Here is a 20234-nt window from a genome sequence, read left to right on the forward strand (position 1 = left end):
CACCCATGAAGACTGCCTATTTACGTATGCGACGAGTGAGGCGAGATGAGTACCAATCCATTCGATGACGAAGACGGACGCTTCTTCGTGCTGGTGAACGACGAAGACCAGCACTCGCTGTGGCCGACCTTCTCCGATGTCCCGCAGGGATGGCGCGTCGTCTTCGGCGAGGACAGCCGCGCAGCGTGCCTGGAGTACGTGGAGAAGAACTGGACGGACATGCGCCCCCGCAGCCTGCGTGAGGCCATGGAGGCCGACGCTGCAGCACGTCAGTCCGCCGAGGGCACTCCCGAGGCCTAGGCCTTCTTCTTTTTCTTCAGCTCGACAGGACCGCGTCGCCGACGAACAGTCGGACGGCGCGGTTCTTCTTTGCGCCGAAGAGTCGGGCGAAGCAGCTCTTCGGTGCGCGCGAGGATGCGCGGACGGCGGAGAGTACGTGCGCCCCACTCGCCGAGCGTGACACCTGCGGCGATTCCGCAGCCGATGCCGAACGCGGCGAACAGCGAACTGATGCCGAGCAGCAGCTGGTCGTTGAGAATCGCGTACAGGCCTCGGTACAGCGCAAGGCCGGGCAGCAGCGGCGTGATGCCCGCGACCGCGACGATCAGCGGTGGAATCAGCGCGCGACGTGCCATCAGACCACCGGCGAAGCCGACGACCGTGGCAGCGAACGCCGAGGCGATGATCGGTCCCGTGTCGACGGTCTGCACGAGCAGCGATACCAACGCTCCGGCGAAACCGCCGAGGAACGCAGCCGTCAGTGCACGCTTCTCCGCGTAGCAGGCGAGGGCGTAGAACAACGCCGCCGCAGCACCGGCGAGCACCTTCGTCGGAACCTCGAGAATGTCCGGCGGGGCGGTATTGCTGATGAGCGGCAGATCGCTGCCGATGATCGCCGCCAGCTTCAACGACGTGGCGACGCCGGCAATGATGCCGCCCGTCATCATCAAGACCTCGAAGAACCTGGCCGACGCTGTGATCGGCGCCCCCGTGATGGCGTCCTGAACCGAGCCCACCAACGACAGCCCCGACAGCAACACCGTCACACCGGCAGCGATGACGAGCGACGGCGACACCGTGACGCCCAGCTGATCCTGGAAGTTGAACAGCGTGATCGCCGGTGTCGCCGCGACGAAGCCGCCGACGACCTGCTGGAAGAAGAACGGAAGACCGACCCGGTTGAGGACGCGGCCGATTCGGTCGATCACCATCGTCGTCAGGAAGCTCACGACGGCCACCAGCACACCACCGCCGAGCAACACACCGATGGACGCGGCCATGCCCGCCCACGCGAACGTCGCCGTCCACCGGTTGTACGGGTGCGGGGCAGTGGTGATCGCGTCCAACGTGTCGAGTGCCTGCGACGGCGGAATCAGCTTCAACCGAATGCTGCGGATCAACCGGTCGACAGCCGCGAGCCGCGTGAAGTCCATCGAACGGTAATGAACGATGCGCATCGTCGTCGACGGCGGACGCGTCGGACCACGATGGGCGCTGATGGTGATGGAGTTGTACGTGACATCGACATCACAGCGCGCAAGACCATACGTGGCCGCGACATTCTGGACCTGGGTCGTCGTATCCATCGCAGCGGTGCCCGACGCCAGCAGAACCTCGCCCACCCGAACCGCCAGATCGAGCACCTCCGCCACCACTGCGTCGTCGGTGAGGTCGATCGGCTGCAGCGGTGACGGCGCTGCAGTGGGCGTATCGATAGTGGCGCGACGCTCGCCGGTCAGACGACTCAGCGAGGTCGTCAAGTCTTGCAGAAAGCTCATGTCCGTTTTCTGTAGCTGGGGTGATCCACCGACAAGGTACCTGTTTGGACTGTGCGTTCGATGAACGGATATGCTGTCCCCGCACAACGCCTCCTTAGCTCAGCGGTAGAGCACTCGCCTTGTAAGCGAGCGGTCAACGGTTCAATCCCGTTAGGGGGCTCCGCACATGAAGGCCCCGACCATGTCACGCGGTCGGGGCCTTCGTCGTTGCGAGGTGCGTTGGCTCGAGATCAGGTGACCCCAGTGCACGGTATCGATCCGTATCCGCGGGATTCCGCTGATTGCCGGTGGTCGTGTGCACTGGGGTCAGTGGTCAAACCCCGGCGGGCCGATGACTACCACAGAACCATTGTCAGGAATCCGATTCCCAGGATGATGCCGAGGGCGCCGGCGCCGTAGGCGAGGGCCGCATCGGTGCGTGATGCGGGAGGCCCCGAGAGGATCGGGCTGCGGTCGGCCCAGAGTGCGGCGCCGAGAGCGAGGATGCCGAGCGCGACTCCGAAACCTGGGGTCCAGAAGCACACGATGGACAGTGCGCCGATCATCAGCGCTGAGTCGGTGTTCTCGCGGCGGTCGAATGCCCGCCGGTTCCACCACCGCCGATCCTCCGGTCCGCCGGGGGTTCCCTCGGCATTGTTCCTGTCGGCCGTCAACGTCATTGCGTGTGCTCCTTCATGTGTCGCATGCTGCCCGATACGGTTCTCGCGCAGCATCATCGGCCGTCCTCGTGAGACGGCACCTGCCCCGAAAATTTTTCGAAAAATTGTGCACAACCATCTTGGCACTCAAGCGGCGAGAGTGCTAATTTCTGTATCGCACAGTCAAGAGCAGCCCGCTACAGGGGCGGGTGCATCTGGAGTTGATGGAGGTGGTTGCTGTGCTTCGCTTCGATCCGTTCCGTGACCTCGATTCCATTACCTCGGCCATGCTGGGGACGTCGAGCGGTTCCGATCGTGCGCCACGGTTCATGCCGATGGACCTGTACAAACTCGACGATCACTACGTTCTGTCGGCGGATCTTCCCGGGGTGGATCCGGGATCGATCGATGTCGATGTCGACCGCGGAACCCTCACGCTGACGGCGCATCGCACTGCACCCGATACCGATGGGGTGCAATGGATTTCCTCGGAACGTTTCGCCGGTACATATCGTCGCCAGCTCGCGCTGGGCGACGGCGTCGACTCCGAGCGTATTTCCGCGTCCTATGACAACGGGGTCCTGTCGGTGACGATCCCGCTGGCCGAGCGCGCCAGACCGCGGAAGGTCCAGATCAGCGCCGGCACCTCCGACGGTCAACGGTCGATCGAGACGCAGTCGACCTGACCGCCGCGGTCAGTCTGGTGTCGATATCCGTTGTGGCGCTTCACGTCCACGAAAGAACGGGGTGATGAACAAATGATCGATCCGGTGATGTGGCCCGATGGAGCCTGCGAGTGTGCGCCAGCAGATTTCGTCGAGCAGCGTATCGAAGTCCCGTTCGACGACGATGCGTATCCATCGACCCCTCGCTTCGAGGTTGTCGGGACGGAGTAGACCAGGCGGATGTGTCGGTGTCGGGGTGGCGCGGGGCGCTGCCGGTTTCTTGACAGCGCCCCGCGCCGCGGTACGTCCGTGTAGCGGGGTACCGGCAGCCCGGATGCCACGACTGCCGCGTACCCAAACCTGGCCCCTGCGGTAACTCGAGCATCGGCGGCGCATTCGATTCCGGTTCCGGATGATCGTGTGGTCGAATCTGTTGGTGAAGGATTCTGTGGTCACTGATGCCAGTACGGCGGAGGGCGAGAGCCTCGCTGCCGCCGATGACGCAACTCGCGCGGCTGCCGCTCGCTTCGGGGCGGTGGTCGCTTCGATCGGCGACTCCATCCGCGACGACGACCATGTTCTCGAAACCCTCGACCGACTCGTCGGAGCAGCGTGCGAGCACATCGGGGATGTCGACCACGCCAGTGTCACCATCGACGTCGACGGCCGAAGCTTCACAGCGTGCTCGACCGACGACTCGACGATGGCTATCGACCTCGAGCAGTACGATCTCGATTCCGGCCCGTGCCTGACCGCTGCTCGCACGCCGGAAACAGTGGTCGCGGACTGCGATGTGATCGACGAGCGATGGCCGGACTTCGGACCGACCGCTCGCGCTGCAGGTGTGCATTCGATTGTCGCCGAACCTATCTCGTCGGCGCAGGTGACATTCGGTGCCGTCAACCTCTACAGCCGCACCGCGCATGCTTTCGACGATATCGATCGATCCCTGCTCGCGGCATTGACCGCCTCGATCGGATCCGCCGTCGGCGACTTCGCACGGATCGGCGCCGCCCAGGACACCGTGGACGTCCTGCGTACCGCTATGGAACATCGGGCCCCGATAGAGCAGGCAAAAGGGATCCTGATGGCTCTGCACCGCATTGGACCCGACCAGGCCTTCGACATCCTGTCCACCCGGTCTCAGAACACTAATCGTCGCCTTCGTTCGATCGCCGTCGAATTCGTCGCCGCCGTCAGTGAGATCAGTGCAACGGTGACCGATACTCCGACGTAACCGACGCGCTTCGTCTCGGCCGGGGAGCTATCGTGATCGAGCTCTGAGATGTCCACTGCGACCGGTCGCAGTCCAGCATTGCTCGACGCATAGACGCGTGATCCGATATGCGTCGACCGCAAAGCGTCACTGCTGTCGTCGTGGTGCGGTCCGAGAGAGGCTGATGCGAACGGGACGTCGAGGGTTGACTGCGCGGACGACGGGTACTGAAACGGGCATGATGCTGTGGACATCCATGAAGTAGTGGACATCGCAGAGGAATGTGCACTTGTGGTGACTGACGACGCGGATCCGTCACCGTTTCGCGCAGTTCTCACCTCGGCAGGGCGCACCCGAGTGCTGACTGTTCGGCGAGCTGGACATGTCCGCTGGGCCGGATCCGGCAACAGCCGCATCCACCGCGGCTGCCGACGCCGAGGGGGTCTGGTCGTCGACCTCGCCGACGCTGTTTTTCTGTCCTCCAGCGCCATCACCAACTTGGTCCAGACGTCCGAGCATCTGCCGCAACGGGCGGTGGCGCTGGTTTGCGACGCGACCGGTCGTGCTGCGTCCGATCGAGCTCAGCGGCGTAGATCGCTTGATGCAGGCCTTACCTGATCTCGCTTCCGCGATCGCGCACGGCAGCGGCCGGGGGACGAAGCGACCTGATGACCGAACGCAACTCCGATCACCTCGACCGCAGTGGGAACCGCCGTATCGATGACCTGGGCTCTTGACAGAAAGTCGATCGGGCGCACACGCGGTCGGTTTCGAACGTGTGGAACGGGGTGCACTGGACTGTAATTGTGCGGCCGGGTTTCGGTTCTCTTGCTTGATTCTCATGTCATTCGTCGGCGTTCGGTCCGAAAAGTGCCGCTTGGTTCTTTTTGCGGCATGCTGACAACTCGAACATTGTTCACTCGACGAAGAGGATTGCGATGCGATCGATCAACCGGTTCCTGCTCGGTGCATGTGTCTGCGCCCCCGTGCTATTGGCCATTCCCGCGACCGCGTCGGCGACGGGAGCATCGGATGTAACCTACCAATTCGCGGTTGACGGGTCGACGGTGACCAACACGATCACCAACAATTCCGGTAGCACTCTGACTTGCGCTACTTCGCTGGCTGCCGCACCAGGCGGTGTACTACCCCCGGTCTGGGAGATCGTCGGCAGCGGTCAAACGCTGTACTCGAACGAGGACGCTGGACAGAGCGGAGTAAGCACGCAATCGGTCACCGGCATTCCCGCAGGCACGTACGTTGCGCTCGCCACATGCGCCACGGAGAACGTAGACCCCGCCACAGTCTGGGTTTCCGACTATCCCGGCCTCGCAGAGGTCCTGGCCACCACGCCGTGGGTCTCCTACACCGTGCAGCAGGCTTCCCCCATCGTGACGATCGGAGATCCGGCACCGACGGCACCGGATCTCGGTGCACTCCTCGGCAGCGGCAGCGCCGGCTGACGACCTCCGAGCGCTCATGCGGCCGTGAGGTGGCGGATCCCTCGTCGTGCGAAGTCCGTGGGAATCATTGGGCGCAGCAACCGATTACGCGTATCCGTCAGGTGGGCACGCGAGTGCGATGAAGTACGCGCAGCCGTATGACCCGCACAGTGCAGGTGGAGATGAGTTTCGTCTGCCTGTTCTACGGGGGCACCGCTGTCGGCGAGGGTTTGCCTGGGTGAGGTGGTGATCGAGCAGCACGGTCAGGTGTTGCTCGACGTCGTCGAGTGCTGTGAGCGATCGTCGTGCCACGATGCTCAGTGGTGTGCACGCCGACGGGACCATCGTCGGGCTAGATCTGGTCGCCGATATTTTCTTTGCGTCGTAGGGCATCATGAGGCGATGAGCGATCTCGAATACCTGGCCACATTGCTTGCTGGACTGGATGCGGAGATTGCGCGAGTCGCTGCTGCCGAGTCGGGCTCCGATGAAAAGTCGTCTGCCATCGACGACGCGGCCGACGCGGTCCTGCGGTTACGTGCGAAGGTCAAGGCCGGTTACCCCGGCAAGAAGGCCTACTACCTCGCGGCGTCGACCGACCCGAATGGCATCCGGGTCGAGGGCATTTCTGCCCTGCAGGGCAAACGCGCCCACGAACTGGTCCGCGACGGTGGATGGATGCACGTGGATTCCAGCACGGTGCTCGATCTTCTCGACGACGACCAGATCAGTCGGTACCGCGCCGTCGCGGGACGCGGCGTGACGCAGACATTTCGAGACGCACGTGAATACCTCGCAGCAGCAACGGGTCTCGCCGGCAAATAGACTTCAGCAACGTAGATCTGGTCGTCTGCCGCGTTCTGTAGCGTCAGTTTTCGCGATGCGCGAGGATGTGTCGACGTAGGTAGGTCAGGTGCTCGATGATCGCGACCTCGCCTGCGTCGGCATCCTGGTTCTTGATGGCGCGCAGGATTGCTGCGTGCTGTCTGACGGTGTCTCTGCCGACTTCCGGGGAAAGGTCGAGGTAGTGCACCGGCTCGGTGGCGTGGTGCAGTGTGGCGACGAACGAGGCCAACACCCTGTTGCCGGACGCCTGGGCGATGTGCGTGTGAAACTGTCGGTCGAGGTCGGGAATCTCGGGATCGTCGACCGAGGCCGACTTCTGGCGTGCGACTATGTCCGACAGTCGAGCCAGGTCCTCGCTGCTGCGGTTCGCCGCAGCAAGCCGCACGGCGGGTACCTCGAGCTGTTGCCGGACGTCGGCGACCTCCTCGAAGCGGATGCTTCCCAGAGTCATGAGGTTGTCGACGGCTTCGGTCATGACCGTTCCCAGGGATCGGAAGTCGACGGACTGGACGAAGTTTCCGCCGCGAGCGCCGGGCACCTTGAGGATCAGGTGCTGCGAGGACAGGACTCGAAGTGCTTCTCTCAACGTAGTTCGGCTGACGTTGAACTGACGGGCCAGTTCGGCTTCGGGCGGCAGCATCTCGCCGCTCTTGAGGTCGCCCGACAGGATGGCCGATTTGATCGTCTCTTCGACCTGTTGGCGAGGCCGCAGGACTGCTTGCCCTATCGGCTTGCGTGCGACTTCACTTTCGATCGGCATCCGTCAGTTCCCCTTATGCCACTACGGTTAATGTTGGACGTTGGCATCCGTGACGCACGTTACCATTCATCGACCCCATCATTAGGCAGAAGTCCGTGCATCGGCGGGGAACGCAGTATCGCCAGGACGCTGTGGGACATCGTTCGGCACGTGTCGTCGATCGACAGGCCCTGTCCGAATCTGAAGTCCAAGTAGACGCGCTCGTCGAACACCGTGGCCCACAGCAACAGTGCCGTCGGCCGATTCTGGTCGGGGACGATCCCCAGTTCGATCAAGTTCGTCAACACTCGCTCGAACAATGCGTAGTGCTCCGCGATGGCACCGTCGCCTTCGTTGAGCCTCTCCAGGTAACCACGCGAAGACCTGACGACCGACGCAGGCCGTGCCCACGTCTCGTAGTGCTCGACCACCCGTGCGCACACCGCGTAGTACAGGCGAAACCCGGCCGAATTCTCGGCCAAAGCGTCCAATTCCACCAGCAGTCGTGACACGGCGCGCTCGTAGAACTGCCGTCGAAGTTCGATCAACGCGTCGAAATGTCGATACACCGTCGCAGTACTCACCCCTGCCTCGCGAGCGAGGTCCGGCAGCGAGAAGTCCAGCCCTCGTTCCTCGATGAGGCGTCCTGCGGCGTCGAGAAGACGGTCCCGCGTTCGTTGTGTGTCGGCCCGAAGTTTCTTGTCCATGCACCCTCTCGGAGCTTGTGTGGCGTCGGACCTCTTGGTGGCGACCCGACGCTCGCGACCCGCAATGTACCGGTGATTCTCATGTCGGAGCATTCAGTCGGACGTATCGGTCCGAATCGACCCGCAAGATGACACGATGATCTCGTCTTCCGGCGTAACTCGTCAGGCAGGCCGCGAAAACCTGCGGTGGTGGTGTTGTACATATTCGTAAATGTTGGACCTTGCACAATCGGTCTCCTTACGTCTAACGTGACAGCCGTCACCGAATAGACGCCGTCGCGGCCACCTCACAGTGCGGCGAGGCAATCGGCCCCGGAAGGAAATCAATGAGCACCACTTCGCCACCGCCGAAGGCATCGATCACGAAAGTTGCCACGGCGAGTCTGGTCGGTACGACGATCGAGTTCTTCGACTTCTTCATCTTCGGCACGGCTGCCGCCCTCGTCTTCGGCAAACTGTTCTTTCCCGACCTCAGCCCGCTGGTCGGGACGCTGGCGTCGTTCGCGACCTTCGGCGTCGCCTTCGTGGCGCGCCCACTCGGTGCTCTGATCTTCGGACACTTCGGCGACCGGGTCGGACGGAAGCAGATGCTGGTCACCAGCTTGCTGCTGATGGGCGCCGGTACCGTGGCCATCGGTGTGCTTCCCACATTCGACCAGGTGGGAATGTTGGCGCCGATCCTGCTGGTCCTGTGCCGTCTGCTTCAGGGCCTCGCCCTCGGCGGAGAATGGGGCGGTGCAGTCCTGATGGCAGTGGAACACGCACCCAAGGGCAAGCGCGGCTTCTACGCAAGCTGGCCGCAGGTCGGGGTCCCGCTCGGCTTGGTTCTGGCGACCGGCATGTTCTACTTCGTCCAGCAGCTTCCGGAGGAAGACCTGCTTTCCTGGGGATGGCGTGTTCCGTTCCTGCTCAGCTCGCTGCTGGTGCTCACCGGTCTCTACATCCGTCTGAAGATCGAAGACTCACCGGCGTTCAAGGAACTCAAGAACAGCAAGCAAGAAGAGCGTTACCCCGCCGCCGTCGTGTTCCAGCGTGCAGGAAAGGGCGTTTTCCTCGGAGCGCTTTCGATTGCCGCAGCGAACATTCCGTTCTACATGGCGACCGTCTTCGCGCTCACCTACGGAGCAGACGAGGGAGTGGGGCGCAACACCGTGCTCGGCGCAGTCTGCGTTGCCTCGTTCATTCAGATCTTCACGATTCCTTACGTCGGCACCCTCTGTGACCGCTTCGGCCGTCGCCCGATCATGATGGTCGGCGCCGCTGCGACAGCGCTCATGGCATTCCCCTTCTTCTGGCTGCTGGACACGCACAACACGCTGGCGATCTTCTTCGCACTGTTCTTGGCGCTACCGATCTGCCATGCGCTCACCTACGGGCCGCAGGCGAGCTTTCTGCCCGAGATCTTTCCCACCCAGCTGCGCTACAGCGGCGCCGGTATCGCGTACACCATCGGTGGCCTGGCCTTCAGCGCTCCTGTCCCGTTCATTGCCGCGGCACTGCTGGATCACTTCGATGCAGCATGGCCACTGTCGATCTACATCGCCATCGGCGGTCTGCTCACCATCGTCGCCGTCGGACTGTCGCGAGAGTCCAAGAACGACGAAATCAACTGGGTGGAAACACCTGGTGACCACGACCGGGCCGGCTCGGCCAGGGCCGCGACGACCGACAGCGATGTCGCACGCAACGTGTGATCTTCGGAGCCCCAGTGCGCCACGTCGCCACCGGCGTGGCGCACGGCGTCGAACACGTTCGATACACGAAGGACAGATATGAACCTCGAGAACCAGGGCCCGTTGCATGGAGTGACCGTGGTCGACATGACCACTTCGTACGCCGGCCCGACGGCGTCGATGTACCTGGCGGACCTCGGTGCGTCCGTCATCAAAGTCGAGCGCCCAGGCCACGGTGACGATGCGCGGGGGTGGGGGCCGCCGTTCGTCGACGGGACCTCCGCCTGGTTCGCATCGGCCAACCGCAACAAGAAGTCGTTGGTACTCAACCTGCGGACCGAAGAAGGACGCGAAGTCCTCTTTCGTTTGCTCGACAACGCCGATGTCTTCCTGCAGAACATGAATCCTGCGAAACTGGAGCGCATGGGAATCGACGGAGAATCCCTGCGGGCACGCAACTCCAGGCTGATCTACTGTGCGATGTCAGGATTCGGGTTGACCGGTCCGGACAGTAGCTTGCCCGGTTATGATCTTGTTGCCCAGGCGCGTTCGGGATTGATGTCGGTGACCGGCGCAGCGGGTGGGAGCCCGCAGCGCGTGTCCACGGCACTGTCCGACGTCGTCACCGGAATGTGCGCATCCATTGCGATCAACGCGGCACTCGTGCGGCAGGCGCGGACCGGTGAGGGCGAAACCATCGACGTGTCCTTGCTCGACACCGACCTTGCGTTGATGGCGCCGAGGATCGCCGCGTTCCACGCAGGTGAGCCCGAGCCTGCCCCGAGCGGTGGAACCGACTCGGTACTCGCCGTCTATCAGACGTTCGAGGCGTCGGATCGCACCATCGTCGTCGCGATCGGAAACGACTCGATGTGGCAGAGATTCTGCACGGCTCTGGGATTGACCGATCTCGCCGCCGATCCGTCGCTTGCCGACAACGCCGGGCGTCGTGCCGGACGCGCGAGAATCACCGAGCAGGCCGCGGCGAAGCTCCAGGGCCGGACCGCGGCGGAGTGGCTTCGAGTGTTCGGTGAGATCGACGTTCCGGCATCCCTGGTCCAGACGTTGTCGGAAGTGGTCAAGGATCCGCAGGTCGTTGCGCGCGGCTCACTGATGAACGTGCCGGACTCCGCGGACCAGCTGGTGACGGTGCACAGTCCATTTCGGCTTGCGACGGTCCCCCCGCGGAACGAGCGATTCCCCGATCTCGGTGAGCATTCACGGGAGGTCCTCCTCGGGCTCGGTTACGAACCCGACGAGGTCGACGCCTTGATCGCCTCCGACGCGGTTGTCGCTGCATCCACAGCCAAGAAAGCACAGACCATCTCATGAGCGTTGTCACGACCGAGCGATCCGGCTCCGTCACCACATTGACCATCGACCGCCCGGAGGCCTTCAACGCTCTGAACGCGGACGTGATCGGTGCGCTACTGGCCTCCATGAGCGATGCCGCGGCCGATCGCTCGACGCGTGCCGTGATCGTGACGGGCTCGGGCAAAAAGGCATTCAGCGCCGGGGCCGATCTCAAAGAGCTTGCCGGCATGACGCCGGATACGGCGCGGCGGACGATGACCGACGGTCAGCGAGCGTTTCGTCTGATCGAGCAACTTCCGATACCGGTCATTGCCGCAGTCAACGGGCTCGCGCTCGGCGGTGGATTCGAGCTCGCCCTCACCGCGACCTTTCCCGTTCTGTCGACATCGGCATCGCTCGGGTTGCCCGAGTCCGGACTCGGACTCATACCGGGATACGGCGGTACGCAGCGGCTGCCTCGTGCGATCGGTGAACGCACCGCGGCGTACATGATGCTGACCGGTGCCCGCCTGAGCGCCGCGCGAGCGTTCGAGCTGGGGCTCACCCCGATACCGCCGACCAGTCCGGACGACCTTCTGCCCACTGCACTCGACCTGGCGGAGAAAATCGCTGCGCAAGGACCCGACGCAGTACGCAGCATCCTCTCCGCCGTCGGGGCGGGTCGTGACTCCACTCTCGACGCAGGCCTGGCCATCGAAACCGGTCTGGCCGCACTGGCCGTGGCCGGCGACGAGTCCACCGAAGGAATCGGCGCATTCCTCGAGCGCCGCCCGGCGCGGTTCGACAACCCGGAGGCATAGACGATGAGCATCGATCTACTGGCAATGGACACCGATCCCAAAGCCTATGTTGCACTGCATGCACTGCTCGACGAGCCGGCTGCGGACATCTCACTGACAGTGCGTGAGCGCGACATCCGTGCACTCACTCGCGAGGTGGTATCGCGTGAGGTCGCGCCTCGCGCTGCGGAGTTGGACGCGACGCATACCTTCGCGCACGACAGTGTGCAGGCGCTCGCGGCGGCGGGGCTCTGCGGACTGATCTTTCCCGAACACCTCGGCGGCACCGGCGATACCAACGTCGCGTACGCCGTTGCGATGGAGGAGATCACTGCGGGGTGCGCTGCGACCAGTCTCGTGTTCATGACGCAGATGCACGCGGCGTATCCGATTTTCATCGCCGGTTCGGAAGAGCTGCAGCAACAGTACATTCCGGGTCTGCTCGACGCGTCGGCCTACGGCTCGCTCGGTATCACCGAACCCGACGCAGGGTCCGATGTGGCCAGCATGACCACCACCGCGACTCCCACAGCCGAGGGGTGGTCGTTGACGGGACAGAAGACGTTCATCACCACCGGCGATCGAGCCGATGTGATCATCTGCTTCGCCACCGTCGACCGTGCCCGCAAGCGCGATGGCATCACCGCGTTCGTGGTCGAGGGCGGGTGGGACGGTGTGACGGGTGGACAGCCTTTCCACAAGATGGGAATGAACGGTTCGAGTACCGCAGAACTGTTCTTCGATCATGCCTCGATTCCGCGCCGCAACCTTCTCGGAGAAGAGGGCAAAGGGTGGTCGGTGGTGATGGGGTCGGTCGTCAAGAGTCGTATCAGTGCGGCTGCCCAGGGAGTCGGTATCGCACGGTCGGCCTACGCGCGAACGCTTGCATGCCTGAAAATGCTCTACGGCACCAAGATTCCCGACGAGCATGTCTTCGCTCTCGCAGATCTGCGCGGGAAGATCCTGCAGGGTCGGCTGCTGCTGCACTCCACTGCGCGTCTCGTAGACACCGACCCCGGTGTCACCCCGGGGCAGATCGGTGTGATGAAGCAGTCCTGCACGGACCTCGGATTCGAGGCATCGGTCGAGGCCGCTCGAATCCTCGGGCCATACGGGGACCTGGCACACATCGGCGTCGAGCGATGCCTACGCGACGCCAAGATCACCCAGATCTACGACGGCACCAACGAAATTCAACGTCTGCTGATCGGACGCGAAACAACACGCTCGCTGAAGGAGTTGTCATGACCACCACCCCGTTGGCAGGCAAAGTCGCCATCGTCACCGGAGCCGGCCGCGGTCTCGGTCGATCGATGGCCCACGCACTCGTCGACGCAGGAGCTTCGGTGTCGGTTGCCTCGCGGACCGTCAGCGAACTCGACAGCTTCGTCGACGGCGTCAAAGCCGAAGGTGGGCAGGCGCTTGCGTGCCCTACCGATATCACCGACGAGTCGTCCGTCGAACGTATGGTGGAGGCTACCGTCGAGACCTTCGGTAGGGTCGACATTCTGGTCAACAACTCGGGAATCGTGGCATCGACTCCGCTGATCGATCAGTCGGCCGACGAGTGGGATCGCGTCGTCGCCACCAACCTTCGCGGTACCTTCCTGGCAACACGAGCGGCCGGTCGGCATTTCGTGGCGCAGCGTTCCGGCAAGGTCGTCAACATCGCGTCCAACTTCGCGCTGCAGGGCGTTGCCAACCACGGTGCGTACTCGGCGTCGAAAGCCGGGGTCATTGCCTTCACCCGTTCGATGGCAATCGAGTGGGCGCGCCATGATGTGCAGGTCAACGCCATCGCGCCCGGATATTTCGCGACCCCGCTCAACGCCGACATGCGAGAGGATCCTGATTCTCTGGCCCGCGTGGTTCGCGCGATTCCGGCCCGCCGGATGGGACAACCCGACGAACTACGGCCGTGGCTTCTCCTGCTTGCAGGTAGCGAATCGAGCTTCATGACCGGCGAAGTCATCGTCATCGACGGTGGCCAGAGCGTCCGATGACAGACCCAGGAGAAGCAATGAACAACGAGAGCAAGACCGTAGCTGTACTCGGCGCCGGAACCATGGGGTCGGGTATTGCGACCGTCATGGCGCGCGCGGAACACCGAACGATCCTCTTCGACATCGATTCCGCGAACTTGCAGCGCGGCATCGATACGGTGCACGGGTTCTTCGACAAGAGCATCGCGCTCGGAAAGCTCGACGCCGAGACCGGGCAGCGCGCCAAGGACAGGATCGTGGGAACCACCGACCTGAAAGACCTGGCGCCGTGCGAGGTGGTCGTGGAGGCCGTCTACGAGAGCCTGGAATTGAAGAAGGATCTCTTCGCCTCGCTCGACGACATCGTCTCGGAATCGACTCTGTTCCACACCAATACGTCGACACTGTCGGTCACCGGTATCGCCTCGGGGTCGAAGCATCAGGAACGAGTGGTCGGGACGCACTACTGCAACCCGGCGCCGCTGATGAAACTGGTCGAGGTCGCCGACGGACGCCACACGGCGACGTGGGCGCACAAGGCGACGATCGAGTTCATGGCGTCGCTGGGCAAGACCAGCGTGGTCACCCAGGATCGTCCGGGCTTCATCGTCAATCGGTTCTTGATTCCGTGGGAGAACTCGTGCATCAGAGCTCTCGACGCCGGTCTGGGAACCAAGGAATCCATCGATGCGGCCGTGCTCGGATCGCTCGGGCACCCGATGGGCCCGTTCCGTCTGCTCGACATCGTGGGAATGGACATTCATCAACAGGTCGCAACGAGGTTGTACGAGCAACTCCGTGACCCGAAGTTCTTCCCGCCCCCGATGGTCGAACGCATGGTCGCCGCAGGCGATCTCGGCCGTAAGACCGGACGTGGATTCTACGACTACGACGACACCCGACTTTTCGGATCCTGAGGAGCAGCAATGAGTGAGTCAACACCGGAATTTCCCACGATCGGCGTCCTCGGGTTCGGCACCATGGGGGCGGGAATCGCCCAGGTCTTCGCGGCATCCGGCCGCACGGTCATCGTTCTCGAGACCGATCGCGAGCGCATCGACGCCGGGTCGGCCTCGATCGCACAGTTTCTCGACGGAGGCATCGAACGCGGCAAGGCCACCGAATCCGAGAAGGACGCTGTTCTGGGGCGGATCGCCGGTACCACGTCGATCGCGGACCTGGCCGAAGTCGACCTGATCCTCGAATCGGTGAGCGAGAACCCCGACGTCAAGAAGGGGCTCCTCGCTTCGGTGGCGGACGTCGTCGGGCCCGCCGTTCCGATTCTGACCAACACCTCGGCATTGTCCGTGACCGACCTCGCTGCAGGCCTTGATAACCCGGAACGGGTCGCCGGATTGCACTTCTTCAACCCGGCGCCGGTGATGAAGACCGTCGAGGTCGTTCGGGCGCTGCAAACCGACGACGATCTGATCGACCGGCTGGTCGAGCTGGTGCACTCGCTGGAGAACAAGAGCCCAGTCGTCGTCAAGGACAGGCCGGGCTTCCTGGTCAATTCACTTCTGTTGCCGTACCTGAACGACGTCATCGGAGAATTCGACAACGAGTTGGCGACCGCGGAGGACATCGACGTCGCCCTCGAGCTCGGCCTCGGATACAAGACGGGCCCGCTGAAAATGCTCGACATCATCGGCCTCGACGTCCATCTGCACGCCACGCAGGCCGCCTACGACGCCACCCTGGACGAACGGTTCGCGCCGCCGCCGCTGCTGCGGCAAATGGTGGCCGCCGGGCGCCTGGGCAACAAGAACGGCCGCGGATTCCGAACCGACGACACGACCCCGAAGGGCCACTGACATGACATACGAAGACATCCTCACGACGGTCGACGGCCCGGTCCTGACGATCACCATCAATCGGCCCGAGGCGGGAAACAAGTTCCGTCATCAGACCTGCCTCGAACTGTTCGACGCAATGCAGAAGCTACGTCTGGACAGATCGTTGCGTGCGGCTGTCCTGACCGGAGCGGGGGAGAAGTTCTTCTGCATCGGTGGTGAGCACGATCCGGTCACCTCGCTGGATCAATCGCAGGTCTTGCCCATCATCGATGTCTACCAAGCCATCGACACCATCCCGAAGCCGATAATCGCCGCGGTCAACGGATTTGCAGTCGGCGGCGGCAACGTCCTGCACACGGTGTGCGACCTGACCATCGCCTCGTCCAATGCGCTGTTCCGGCAGGTCGGACCGATGGTCGGCAGCTTCGACGCCGGCTACGGCAGCTGGTACCTCGAAGACACCATCGGCCGTAAACGTGCCAAGGAGATGTGGTACCTGAACAAGAAGTACACCGCCGATCAGGCGTTGGGAATGGGCTTGGTCAACGAGGTGGTGTCAGCGGAGGAATTGTCCTCCCGTGCCACCGAAGTTGCTCAGGAGATCGCGACGCGCAGCCCCCTCGCCATCGGCGGTATGAAGGGCGCGTTTTCGGCACGCCACAACGGCGTGTCCGGACAGGCCCGGATGGCTCACGATCAGCATCTGAGCCTGTACTTGCAGTCTCAGGAGGCACACGAGATGAGCGAAGCCTTCGGTGCTCGTCGTCAGCCCGACACCGAAAGATTCTGGTCGTGACCGTCAAGAGCAGTTGGTGGGGTACGGAACTGGGGCCCGACGAACTGGACCTTCAGGCCATGCTCGATGCGTTCTCTCAGGCACATGACCTCGTCCTGCACGACGATACGACGACCGTTGCGAACCTGGTCGGTGAACTTGCCGCCCTCGGCGTCTGGACGCTGGGTACAGCCGAGAATGCCGGCGGAGGCGGGGCCGACCGCGTGACGACGTCCGTGGTGTTCGAGCGGCTCGGCCGCTCGTGGCCTGCGCTCGGATGGGCGTCGGTTCAAGCACACGCCGCTGTCGACGTGTTGGCGGGCGACGAACGATTCACCGACCTGTGCACCCGTGTCCACGAAGGATCCGCGGCTGTCGCAGTCGTCGACGAGATGTCGGTGCACGTGCGACTCGGACGCGACGGTGATGGGTTGTCCGGCAGTATCGCCCGTGTGGACGCTGCCCACGAGCACCCCTACGTGGTGGTTCTCGGGACAGAGGACACCGCGCTGGTGATCGAACCCACGGCAATCGACGCCGAGCCATTGCGCCGAACGGGTCTGGGTGGCGCCTTCACACGTGCGCTGGACATCGACGCGGGCGCGGGCGGGTGGCACGAGATCGCAGGCGCCGATGTGGCATCGGCTCGCTCTCGGCTGCGGTGGGGCGCGGCAACTGTCGCCGCCGGCTTGGCAGCGGGCGCAGCGCACGACGCGCTCGAGTACGCGACCGAGCGACGCCAGTTCGGAGACGCGCTGACTGCCATTCCGACTGTGCGGCAGTCGATTCTGGACCAGGCCGCGCACTCGGCGGTCTCTCTTCTCGCGGCGCACGGTGCGGACGGTGAGCTGGCGGTGCTGGCCGCGCTACGAGCTGCGTGTGACACTGCGATCGACGTGGCAGCCAAGGCGCTGCAGTCACACGGTGGGTACGGGTATCTGACCGAGTACAGCGCCGAACGCAGATTGCGTGACGCTGTATCTCTGCGAGCCGCAGCAGATTCGAGCGGCGCAGCTTTGTTCACAGCCAGAAGCCTGGTCGGACTCGCGCCGGTGGCCTCTGCACTACGAAAGGACGCGTGATGAGCGCGGATACGTTCTCGCCGATCGCAGACCTCCTCGACGGTCAATACACCCCGATCGACGAGGAAACAGCAGCGCAGTGGCGCGAGGCCGGGTGGTGGGAGAACCGGTCGATTCGATCACTGCTCACCGACGCCGCATCTCGGTACCCGGACCGCGAGGCTCTCGTCGGACGCAGATCCGACGGTGACCGCGTCACCCGTTCGTACACAGAGTTCGACGCGAACGCCACCCACGCCGCCAGCGTCCTGTCTTCCCTCGGCGTCGGTGTCGGTGATGCAGTGGTACTGATGTTGCCGAACTGGGTCGAGTACGCGGAGTTGGTGTTCGGGATCAACGAGATCGGCGCCATCTACGCCGGCATTCCTGTCGCCTACGGAGAGCAGCAGGCCGCGGCGATCCTGCGACGCAGCAAAGCCAGAGTGCTTGTGATCCCGCGTCGGTGGCGCAGTACGGAGCATCTCGAGCTCTCCCGAGTTCTGCGTGAACAGATTCCGACGCTCGAACACGTCGTGATCATCGACGACGACGCGAGCGATCTACGCGCGGGGGAGTCCCTCTGGTCGTCGTACGCCGACATTCCGACTCGGCGGTTCGCGGACCCGGAGCCCGGCCGGTTGTGCTACCTGGGGTTCACCTCGGGTACGACCGGAGAGCCCAAGGGCGCCATGCACAGTCACGACACGCTGATCTACTCGGCTCGTCGACAGGCCGAGCACGTCGGTGCCGACGTCTGGGGTGATCCGATGGTGCAACTGGTGGCATCGCCGGCCGGGCACCATACCGGATTCGAATGGGGCATCGTCCTGACGACGTTGCTGTGCGGAACCGCAGTGCACGTCGATCGCTGGGATCCGGTGTGGGGTGTTCAGGTCATCCGCGAGGAAGGCGTCACGAGCTTCTTCGGAGCCCCGACCTTCCTGCAGGACATGATGCGGACCAGCCTCGCGGGCGATCCGGACTGTCCGCTGAAGTGCATCGTGGTCGCAGGATCGTCGGTACCACGAAATCTACCCGCCCAGGCGCAGGCTGCACTGGGTGCCTACATCTGCCCGGCATGGGGGTTGACCGAGTGCAGCATCATGAGCTCGTGCACGCCCGATTCACCGTCCGAGATTCAGCGCACCGACGGGTCGCTGTTCGCCGGATCGGCGGTCAAGGTCGTCGATCCCGACGGTGTCGAGGTCGGAGCCGACGAGGTCGGGGATCTGTTGATGCGGGGACCGGGTGTCGTTTTCGGTTATTACGATCGCCGTGACGCGACCGAGGATTCGTACCTCCCGGGGCTGTGGTTTCGTACCGGTGATCGGGCGAGTGTGGACGGCAACGGTTGGTTGTCCCTGCGCGGCCGCACGAAGGACATCATCATCAGGGGCGGGGAGAACATCCCCGTGACCGACGTGGAATCGGCCATTTTCGATCACCCCGAGGTGCTGAACGTCGCGGTCATTGGCATTCCCGACGAGCGACTCGGTGAACGGGTGTGCGCAGTGATCGTCGTCAAGGACGGGTTCGCCGACTTCACCGTGGAGACCCTGTCGGCGTACCTCCTCGAACAGGGCATGTCCAAGCACTACCTGCCCGAACGCGTCGTCAGCATGCCCGAGTTGCCCATGACACCGAGCGGAAAGATCCAGAAGTTCAAGTTGCGGGAGATGGTTCTGTGACCGACACCGATCTGCCCCTCGACGGGGTGAAGGTGCTCGACCTGTCGACGCTGTTGCCCGGCCCGCTCGCGACGCTGTTTCTCGCCGAGGCAGGCGCCGACGTGGTCAAGTTGGAGCGACCCGGTCGCGGTGACGAAATGCGCTCGTACGAGCCGAAATTCGGTGACGCCAGTGCGAACTATGCTGTCCTCAATCGAGGTAAGCGCGCGTACGGTGTCGACTTCAAGGACCCCGCTCAACGGGACCGCGTCGTCGAGCTCGCTGCCGAAGCCGATGTGGTGATCGAGCAGTTCAGGCCAGGTGTCGCGGATCGCCTCGGCTTGGGTTTCGACGCGATCGAATCGGTCAATCCCCGCGTGATCTACTGTTCCATAACCGGATACGGGCCGACGGGCCCGCACGCTGCTCGGGCAGGACACGACCTCAACTATCTTGCGGAGACCGGACTGCTCGGGGTCGTCAGAGACTCGTCCGGATCACCTTCGCTGCCGGTCACGGTGCTGGCGGACATCGCTGCAGGTACGTACCCGGCGGTGGTGAACATCCTGCTCGCACTGCGCCAGGTCGACAAGACCGGCAAGGGCCGCCACATTCAGGTGTCGATGGCCCACAACCTGCAGGTCCTGAGCTACGGATACTTCGCAGCGCACCAGGCCGGCGGGTCCTGGCCACGACCCGGCGCCGAACAACTGACCGGCGGTAGCCCGCGCTACCACATCTACCCGACGAGTGACGGTCGGCATATCGCCTGTGCTGCACTGGAACAGAAGTTCTGGGATCGTCTGGTCGCCCTCGTGGGGCTCGACGAGAAATTCCACGACGACGCCGGAAACGAAGAAGCTGTCATCTCCGCCCTGACCGAAGTGTTCTCCCGGCACAGCGCGGTGCACTGGCGCGAGGTGCTCGACGGTGAAGACGTCTGTACCGTCGTGGTCGCCAGCTGGGACGAGGCGGTCGAGACGTCGCTGGTGGACGTCGATACGCCCGAGCGGGTATCCCAACCGGGCGACCGGCAGGCGTCGTTCGCCACACTGCCGAGTCCGCTTGTCCCCGGGCTGCGCGGCGTCGGTGAGACGGTGCCGTATCCCGCTCTCCAGGAACTACCCGATGGACCACTCTGGGATTGAATCGGTCC

At 63.6% G+C, this 20234-nt stretch carries 21 protein-coding genes and 1 tRNA gene; 18 read left to right on the top strand and 4 right to left on the bottom strand.

The window, feature by feature from the left end; genetic code table 11:
- Positions 1-45: 45 nt before the first annotated feature.
- On the top strand, positions 46-300 hold the full coding sequence (locus ACFULT_RS05140) for an MbtH family protein (RefSeq protein ID WP_019663793.1): 255 nt from the start codon (positions 46-48) through the stop codon (positions 298-300).
- Here the strand turns inward: ACFULT_RS05140 and ACFULT_RS05145 are convergent.
- Positions 297-1778, bottom strand: coding sequence for a threonine/serine exporter ThrE family protein (locus ACFULT_RS05145; RefSeq protein ID WP_019663792.1), 1482 nt, complete (start codon positions 1776-1778; stop codon positions 297-299). The genes ACFULT_RS05140 and ACFULT_RS05145 overlap by 4 nt on opposite strands.
- A gap of 88 nt (positions 1779-1866) precedes the next feature.
- Between ACFULT_RS05145 and ACFULT_RS05150 the strand changes: the two genes are divergently transcribed.
- Positions 1867-1938 (top strand) — tRNA-Thr (locus ACFULT_RS05150).
- Between the two features lie 175 nt (positions 1939-2113).
- Here ACFULT_RS05150 and ACFULT_RS05155 read toward each other — a convergent pair.
- Positions 2114-2437, bottom strand: a complete 324-nt coding sequence (locus tag ACFULT_RS05155) for a hypothetical protein (RefSeq protein ID WP_378480834.1) — start codon at positions 2435-2437, stop codon at positions 2114-2116.
- A gap of 218 nt (positions 2438-2655) precedes the next feature.
- Here ACFULT_RS05155 and ACFULT_RS05160 point away from each other — a divergent pair, with 218 nt between their 5' ends.
- From ACFULT_RS05160 to ACFULT_RS05180, 5 genes are all read left to right on the top strand, one after another.
- Positions 2656-3102, top strand: a complete 447-nt coding sequence (locus tag ACFULT_RS05160) for an Hsp20/alpha crystallin family protein (RefSeq protein WP_170945172.1) — start codon at positions 2656-2658, stop codon at positions 3100-3102.
- Between the two features lie 427 nt (positions 3103-3529).
- The gene (locus ACFULT_RS05165) at positions 3530-4318 is read left to right on the top strand and encodes an ANTAR domain-containing response regulator (protein ID WP_378480835.1); all 789 of its coding nucleotides are present in this window, start codon (positions 3530-3532) and stop codon (positions 4316-4318) included.
- A gap of 273 nt (positions 4319-4591) precedes the next feature.
- On the top strand, positions 4592-4915 hold the full coding sequence (locus ACFULT_RS05170; protein WP_378480836.1) for a hypothetical protein: 324 nt from the start codon (positions 4592-4594) through the stop codon (positions 4913-4915).
- Between the two features lie 320 nt (positions 4916-5235).
- Positions 5236-5760 carry a hypothetical protein gene (locus ACFULT_RS05175; RefSeq protein ID WP_378480837.1) on the top strand — a complete coding sequence of 175 codons (525 nt, stop codon included), beginning with the start codon at positions 5236-5238 and terminating at the stop codon, positions 5758-5760.
- Between the two features lie 381 nt (positions 5761-6141).
- On the top strand, positions 6142-6564 hold the full coding sequence (locus ACFULT_RS05180; RefSeq protein WP_378480838.1) for a phosphate acetyltransferase: 423 nt from the start codon (positions 6142-6144) through the stop codon (positions 6562-6564).
- A 43-nt stretch (positions 6565-6607) separates the two neighbouring features.
- On the opposite strand, the gene ACFULT_RS05185 is transcribed toward ACFULT_RS05180, so the two are convergent.
- Positions 6608-7345: a FadR/GntR family transcriptional regulator gene (locus ACFULT_RS05185; RefSeq protein WP_037108285.1), complete on the bottom strand. Its 738-nt coding sequence runs from the start codon at positions 7343-7345 to the stop codon at positions 6608-6610.
- Between the two features lie 59 nt (positions 7346-7404).
- A complete protein-coding gene (locus tag ACFULT_RS05190) occupies positions 7405-8031 on the bottom strand; it encodes a TetR/AcrR family transcriptional regulator (protein ID WP_052059224.1) in 627 nt (208 codons plus the stop codon).
- A 326-nt stretch (positions 8032-8357) separates the two neighbouring features.
- Here ACFULT_RS05190 and ACFULT_RS05195 point away from each other — a divergent pair, with 326 nt between their 5' ends.
- The 11 genes from ACFULT_RS05195 (at position 8358) to ACFULT_RS05245 (ending at position 20226) form a co-directional block, all read left to right on the top strand.
- Positions 8358-9725 (top strand): MFS transporter, encoded by a 1368-nt coding sequence (locus ACFULT_RS05195; protein WP_037108282.1) that lies wholly within the window; start codon positions 8358-8360, stop codon positions 9723-9725.
- A gap of 78 nt (positions 9726-9803) precedes the next feature.
- Entirely contained in the window at positions 9804-11036 is a 1233-nt protein-coding gene (locus ACFULT_RS05200; RefSeq protein ID WP_094719614.1) for a CaiB/BaiF CoA-transferase family protein, read from the top strand.
- Positions 11033-11818, top strand: coding sequence for an enoyl-CoA hydratase/isomerase family protein (locus tag ACFULT_RS05205; protein ID WP_378480839.1), 786 nt, complete (start codon positions 11033-11035; stop codon positions 11816-11818). Before ACFULT_RS05200 ends, ACFULT_RS05205 begins: the two co-directional genes overlap by 4 nt.
- Positions 11819-11821: 3 nt before the next feature.
- Positions 11822-13045, top strand: coding sequence for an acyl-CoA dehydrogenase family protein (locus ACFULT_RS05210; RefSeq protein ID WP_037108273.1), 1224 nt, complete (start codon positions 11822-11824; stop codon positions 13043-13045).
- Complete coding sequence (locus tag ACFULT_RS05215) at positions 13042-13800, top strand: SDR family NAD(P)-dependent oxidoreductase (protein ID WP_037108270.1); 759 nt, start codon at positions 13042-13044, stop codon at positions 13798-13800. Before ACFULT_RS05210 ends, ACFULT_RS05215 begins: the two co-directional genes overlap by 4 nt.
- Before the next feature lie 17 nt (positions 13801-13817).
- Positions 13818-14696, top strand: a complete 879-nt coding sequence (locus tag ACFULT_RS05220) for a 3-hydroxyacyl-CoA dehydrogenase family protein (RefSeq protein ID WP_037108779.1) — start codon at positions 13818-13820, stop codon at positions 14694-14696.
- 9 nt (positions 14697-14705) lie between these two features.
- Positions 14706-15593 (top strand): 3-hydroxyacyl-CoA dehydrogenase family protein, encoded by an 888-nt coding sequence (locus tag ACFULT_RS05225; RefSeq protein WP_378480840.1) that lies wholly within the window; start codon positions 14706-14708, stop codon positions 15591-15593.
- Between the two features lies 1 nt (position 15594).
- A complete protein-coding gene (locus tag ACFULT_RS05230; RefSeq protein ID WP_094719610.1) occupies positions 15595-16371 on the top strand; it encodes an enoyl-CoA hydratase-related protein in 777 nt (258 codons plus the stop codon).
- A complete protein-coding gene (locus ACFULT_RS05235) occupies positions 16368-17432 on the top strand; it encodes an acyl-CoA dehydrogenase family protein (RefSeq protein ID WP_378480841.1) in 1065 nt (354 codons plus the stop codon). Before ACFULT_RS05230 ends, ACFULT_RS05235 begins: the two co-directional genes overlap by 4 nt.
- Entirely contained in the window at positions 17432-19099 is a 1668-nt protein-coding gene (locus ACFULT_RS05240; protein WP_378480842.1) for an AMP-binding protein, read from the top strand. The genes ACFULT_RS05235 and ACFULT_RS05240 overlap by 1 nt, the downstream gene beginning before the upstream one ends.
- A complete protein-coding gene (locus tag ACFULT_RS05245; RefSeq protein WP_378480843.1) occupies positions 19096-20226 on the top strand; it encodes a CaiB/BaiF CoA transferase family protein in 1131 nt (376 codons plus the stop codon). Before ACFULT_RS05240 ends, ACFULT_RS05245 begins: the two co-directional genes overlap by 4 nt.
- The last annotated feature ends 8 nt before the right edge of the window (positions 20227-20234 follow it).

Origin of the sequence: Rhodococcus sp. NPDC057297 (assembly GCF_042667435.1) — a bacterium.
In the GTDB taxonomy this organism is placed as follows: Bacteria; Actinomycetota; Actinomycetes; order Mycobacteriales; family Mycobacteriaceae; genus Rhodococcoides.

Coding starts and splice junctions, on each gene's coding strand:
- ACFULT_RS05140 (WP_019663793.1), top strand. CDS start 46: ATGAGTACCAATCCATTCGATGACGAAGACGGACGCTTCTTCGTGCTG.
- ACFULT_RS05145 (WP_019663792.1), bottom strand. CDS start 1,778: ATGAGCTTTCTGCAAGACTTGACGACCTCGCTGAGTCGTCTGACCGGC.
- ACFULT_RS05155 (WP_378480834.1), bottom strand. CDS start 2,437: ATGACGTTGACGGCCGACAGGAACAATGCCGAGGGAACCCCCGGCGGA.
- ACFULT_RS05175 (WP_378480837.1), top strand. CDS start 5,236: ATGCGATCGATCAACCGGTTCCTGCTCGGTGCATGTGTCTGCGCCCCC.
- ACFULT_RS05180 (WP_378480838.1), top strand. CDS start 6,142: ATGAGCGATCTCGAATACCTGGCCACATTGCTTGCTGGACTGGATGCG.
- ACFULT_RS05185 (WP_037108285.1), bottom strand. CDS start 7,345: ATGCCGATCGAAAGTGAAGTCGCACGCAAGCCGATAGGGCAAGCAGTC.
- ACFULT_RS05190 (WP_052059224.1), bottom strand. CDS start 8,031: ATGGACAAGAAACTTCGGGCCGACACACAACGAACGCGGGACCGTCTT.
- ACFULT_RS05195 (WP_037108282.1), top strand. CDS start 8,358: ATGAGCACCACTTCGCCACCGCCGAAGGCATCGATCACGAAAGTTGCC.
- ACFULT_RS05200 (WP_094719614.1), top strand. CDS start 9,804: ATGAACCTCGAGAACCAGGGCCCGTTGCATGGAGTGACCGTGGTCGAC.
- ACFULT_RS05205 (WP_378480839.1), top strand. CDS start 11,033: ATGAGCGTTGTCACGACCGAGCGATCCGGCTCCGTCACCACATTGACC.
- ACFULT_RS05210 (WP_037108273.1), top strand. CDS start 11,822: ATGAGCATCGATCTACTGGCAATGGACACCGATCCCAAAGCCTATGTT.
- ACFULT_RS05215 (WP_037108270.1), top strand. CDS start 13,042: ATGACCACCACCCCGTTGGCAGGCAAAGTCGCCATCGTCACCGGAGCC.
- ACFULT_RS05220 (WP_037108779.1), top strand. CDS start 13,818: ATGAACAACGAGAGCAAGACCGTAGCTGTACTCGGCGCCGGAACCATG.
- ACFULT_RS05225 (WP_378480840.1), top strand. CDS start 14,706: ATGAGTGAGTCAACACCGGAATTTCCCACGATCGGCGTCCTCGGGTTC.
- ACFULT_RS05230 (WP_094719610.1), top strand. CDS start 15,595: ATGACATACGAAGACATCCTCACGACGGTCGACGGCCCGGTCCTGACG.
- ACFULT_RS05240 (WP_378480842.1), top strand. CDS start 17,432: ATGAGCGCGGATACGTTCTCGCCGATCGCAGACCTCCTCGACGGTCAA.